This is a genomic window from Streptococcus pseudopneumoniae (assembly GCF_001072925.1).
GTDB classification, from domain to species: Bacteria; Bacillota; Bacilli; order Lactobacillales; family Streptococcaceae; genus Streptococcus; species Streptococcus pseudopneumoniae_Q.
This window is the reverse complement of sequence record NZ_JVHE01000023.1, coordinates 1-4,459: the sequence shown is the minus strand read 5'-3', so window position 1 is coordinate 4,459 and position 4,459 is coordinate 1. Positions and strand designations below refer to the sequence as shown.

Sequence of the window (4,459 nt, the reverse complement as noted above, 5' to 3'; positions counted from 1 at the left end):
AGAACCAAGTTGGTCCTCTCCAGGTTATAACTTTTCATCAACCCACTACAGTTGACAAAGAGCTCTTTTTTTTAATAAGTTCCCTCTTCACCTTGACTTGTCAAGATTACAGGCCCATCTTTAGTAATAACAAACTGATGCTCGTACTGACATGATAGTCCACCATCGATTGTTTTATGTGCCCAACCTGTTTTCATATCTGTATCGATTTCCCAATCACCTGTATTGATCATAGGTTCGATTGTCAAAACCATGCCTTCACGAAGGCGGAGACCGCGACCTGCGATACCATAGTTAGGAACCATTGGTTCTTCATGCATAGTTGGACCAACGCCGTGTCCTACAAGATCACGAACAACGCCGTAACCACGACTTTCAGCATATTCCTGAATAGCAGCTCCAATATCTCCAATACGGTTTCCTACAACAGCTTTTTCAATACCAATGTACATAGCTTCCTTGGTCACGTCCATTAAGTTTTTAACTTCTTCTGACGGTTTTCCAACAGCGTATGCCCAACAAGAATCTGCCAAGCCACCCGTAAAGTTTTGAGTATATTTTTTCATCTGCTCAACGTTGTTAAAGTTGAGTTTAGAAACATTGAGGTCAGACTTAGCGATTGGCCCACCAAGGACCATATCAACCTTCAGCAAATCGCCTTCCTTCAAAATATAGTGGCGTGGAAAAGCATGGGCTACTTCGTCATTGAGTGAACAGCAAGTGGCATAAGGATAATCCATCATTGCCCCATCAACACCGATTTGTAGTGGAAGGAAATTTTCTTCTTTACAACGACGACGCACATATTCTTCTACTTCCCACATATCTACACCTGGTTTGATGATGTCACGCAAACCGATGTGAATACTGGCGAGAAAATCGCCAGCTTTATCCATTGCTTCGATTTCTCTAGCTGATTTTAATGTAATCATGTTTTCTCCTAGTTTTAATTAATTTTTACAGTAACATTTGCTTTTGATACGATTTGATGATTGATATAAATGTCATAGTCAATAATAGCTGACCTTCTCGTATGATGAATAATTCTAGCCTGAATCCGCAAGGTATCATCAATCTGAACAGCTTGTAAGAAATAAATCAACATTTGTTCAATGATGAGATTACGTCCGCTATTCACAACCAGATCTTGCGTCATATGGGTCAATATTTCTGAAAGAACTCCATTTGCAAGGACTCCATTTTTTTCCAACATAAATGGTTCAACCGTAATGACAACTTCGTCATGGTGGTAAGATAACTTCTGACCAACCTGTTCTGAAAATGTTGGTAAAGCTGAAACTTGAGAGCGACTCATCTTTTCCATGACATCCCGTCTAGTAATGACACCAAGTAAGGTTTGATTGCTTCTCACAACAGGTACCATTTCAAAGTCTTCAGCAATCATTCTCTGGCTAACGTTAGCGATATTTGTCGCTAAACCAGTCATATAGACTGTCCTTGTCATGACCTTATCTATCGTTGTACCAGGTGATTTATCTCCAGCATCACGCATAGTAACTACACCAACAACAACCTGATGCTGATTGATAACAGGGAAACGGCTCGTTCTATTCTTACGAACCAAGTCTAAATAATCTTTGACAGTATCCGTTTCCTGTAGAAAACCATATTCATGACTGGTACGATAGATTTTTTCAACCGTTAAAATATCTGTCTTAATCTGAACATTAGACAAAGCTCTGTTGATCATAGTCGCAATTGTAAATGTATCATGTTTACTGCGCAATACAGGAATATTTTTTTTATTAGCATGGTTCAAAACATCTTCATGAACTTCAAATCCACCTGTTACCAAGACAGCATTTTCATTTTCAAGTGCTAATAACTGAATACGTGTTCGATCTCCTACGATAAGTAAGCCACCATCATGAAGATAAGAAAGAATATTCTTTTCAGTCATCGCTCCAATGGAGAATTTACTAAATTCTCTATCCAATCCAGTTTGACCAGCTAAAACTTCCGAGCCTGTGACTTCTGCAATTTCTGCGAACGTTAATTTCTCAATAGCTACTTTTTTTGACTTTACACGTACTGTTCCACTTCGAGGACGTGTTTCAACAAGTCCCCTATTTTCAGCTTCTTTGATAGCCCGATATGCCGTACCATCACTTACTCCCAGCCGATTTGAAATACTACGAACACTGACACGCTTCCCAACTGGTAATTCTTCCAAGTAGGCTAATATTTCTTGGTGTTTACTCATTTAGATTTCCTTTTGTATAACGGAATTCTAGATAATCCCGCATCTTTCGGGTATAACGATCGCTACCTTTAAAACGACGATAAAGAACAAAATCTGATTTTTCTGCTACTTTCTGACTAGCAACATTTTCTAGATGTGTCACAATCGAAAGTTGCTTCAATGCAAACTCGTTCATGGATAAATCTCGTAATTTGGTAACTGCTTCAGTCATATAACCCTGAGACCAATAGTCTTTCTTTAAAAAATAGCCAATTTCTGCTTCTTTCTTAATTTCATCAAGTTTTTCAAACTTGATAGCTCCAATCATTCTTTGCTCTTTTTTATCACAAATAGCCCAAATCCCCAAAGGTGATTTCATAAAATAATTGGCAAGAGCATACTGACTTTCTTCAATACTTGCTTGTGCAGGAAAGATAAATTGAAGATTTTCAGGATCTGATGCAAGTTGATGAAAATCATCTACATCTGTAAAAAAGAAGGGACGGAAATATAAACGTTCCGTCTCATAGAAAGAAAATTTTGCTAATTTAGTCCAGATATTCATTGCAATCCTCAAATTACTAATCTTCGATTAGCTCAATATCTGCTCCAAGATTACGCAATTTTTCGATAATATTCGAGTAGCCTCGAAGGATGAATTCAACATTGGTAATCTCTGTTTTTCCTTCAGCCATCAAGCCAGCAATAACTAAGGCAGCTCCAGCACGTAGGTCTGTTGCCTTAACTTTTGCACCCTGTAAAGGATTTCCACCCTTATAAAGTATGTGGTCGTTTGTTGTTGAAATATCTGCATTCATTTTGGCTAATTCAAAAACATGGTTGACACGTTTTTCATAGATTGTATCAATCAATGTGCCACGACCTTCTGCTTTTAATAGCAAAGGAGTAATAGGCTGTTGAAGATCTGTTGCGAAACCTGGATAAGGAGCTGTCTTGATATTAACAGCCTTTAGATTTGTTTGCTCTTCGACGAAAATACTGTCTTCAGAAACAGTCATGTGAACACCCATTTCTTCAAGTTTAGCAATAAATCCTTCTAAATGCTCATAAAGTACATTATTAATTCGAATCCCATGACCTACTGCAGCTGCCATTGAAATATATGTACCTGCTTCGATACGGTCAGGGATGACTTGGTGGCGTGTCCCGTGCAAGCTATCCACACCATCAATTGTAATCATATCTGTACCTGCTCCACGAATGTGAGCTCCCATATTGTTTAATAATGTAGCCACATCAATGATTTCAGGTTCGCGAGCAGCATTTTCAATAACTGTTCGACCTTTAGCTTTTACTGCTGCTAGCATTGTATTAATAGTTGCACCAACACTAACAGTATCCATATAGATATGCGCACCATGTAGACTTGATCCTTGGGTTGAGAGATTCATATTATCTCCCTCGTAGGTTGTCTTAGCTCCCATAGCTTCAAATGCTTTTAAGTGCAAATCAATCGGACGTGGTCCTAGGTCACACCCTCCAGGCAAACCTACAGTTGCTTCACCAAAACGTCCTAAAAGACTACCATAGAAATAATAAGACGCACGCAAGCTATTAATTTTACCATAAGGCATTGGTTTATTTTGAACACCACGAGGATCAATCTCAAGAACATCTTCATAACGCTTGACACTAGCTCCCATGATTTCCATAATCTCAATAAGACTAGCTACATCAGAGATGTCCGGAACACAATCCAAAATCACAACATCATCTGATAAAATAATGGCAGGAATCAAGGCAACGACACTATTTTTAGCGCCACTAATCGTAATTTCACCTTTCAATGGTCTCCCACCGTTAATGACAATTTTTTTCATTTTATACTCTTTCACTATTTATTAAGAAGGTCTCACCCTATATTATACCATATTTCTTACTAATAGCCAATCCTATAAAAAAATTAGGCCCAGAACTATCTTGATATTAAAGACGAGAACTGTGGTTATATCAGTTAGAATTATCATACTTATCAAAGCTAGTAAAAATCTTACTAGCCTGTAATTTTAAGGCTTGCAACAAAATTTTTACTGTACATTTTTTGTTTGCGATTGGGTAAAGAAAGACAGGCTTAATAAGTATATGCAATAGTATTCAACTTTTAAAAATAAAAAAGGCTCTATAATTTCTGTAGTGGGTAAAACCACCATAGGAATTATAGAACCTATTTTATTGTAGAAAAAAAGTCCCATAAGACCTATAATGAAAAGTGACCAAACCATCATTAGAAAGAAT

At 37.6% G+C, this 4,459-nt stretch carries 5 protein-coding genes; all 5 read right to left on the bottom strand.

Annotated elements, in window-relative coordinates:
* Positions 1-71 precede the first annotated feature (71 nt).
* On the bottom strand, positions 72-932 hold the full coding sequence (locus ADH81_RS00940) for a methionyl aminopeptidase (protein WP_049525847.1): 861 nt from the start codon (positions 930-932) through the stop codon (positions 72-74).
* Positions 933-946: 14 nt separating this feature from the next.
* Positions 947-2,224, bottom strand: a complete 1,278-nt coding sequence (gene spxR, locus ADH81_RS00935; protein WP_049525845.1) for a CBS-HotDog domain-containing transcription factor SpxR — start codon at positions 2,222-2,224, stop codon at positions 947-949.
* On the bottom strand, positions 2,217-2,768 hold the full coding sequence (locus ADH81_RS00930) for a GNAT family N-acetyltransferase (protein ID WP_049525843.1): 552 nt from the start codon (positions 2,766-2,768) through the stop codon (positions 2,217-2,219). Before ADH81_RS00930 ends, spxR begins: the two co-directional genes overlap by 8 nt.
* Before the next feature lie 16 nt (positions 2,769-2,784).
* Positions 2,785-4,044 (bottom strand): UDP-N-acetylglucosamine 1-carboxyvinyltransferase, encoded by a 1,260-nt coding sequence (locus ADH81_RS00925; protein WP_049503222.1) that lies wholly within the window; start codon positions 4,042-4,044, stop codon positions 2,785-2,787.
* 207 nt (positions 4,045-4,251) lie between these two features.
* Positions 4,252-4,459, bottom strand: a 208-nt coding sequence (locus tag ADH81_RS11370) for a hypothetical protein (RefSeq protein ID WP_239682076.1), incomplete at its 5' end; no start/stop codon positions are given.

What these genes read in the sequence shown, in the direction of transcription:
- ADH81_RS00940 (WP_049525847.1), bottom strand. Translation starts at nt 932, where the DNA reads ATGATTACATTAAAATCAGCTAGAGAAATCGAAGCAATGGATAAAGCT.
- spxR (WP_049525845.1), bottom strand. Translation starts at nt 2,224, where the DNA reads ATGAGTAAACACCAAGAAATATTAGCCTACTTGGAAGAATTACCAGTT.
- ADH81_RS00930 (WP_049525843.1), bottom strand. Translation starts at nt 2,768, where the DNA reads ATGAATATCTGGACTAAATTAGCAAAATTTTCTTTCTATGAGACGGAA.
- ADH81_RS00925 (WP_049503222.1), bottom strand. Translation starts at nt 4,044, where the DNA reads ATGAAAAAAATTGTCATTAACGGTGGGAGACCATTGAAAGGTGAAATT.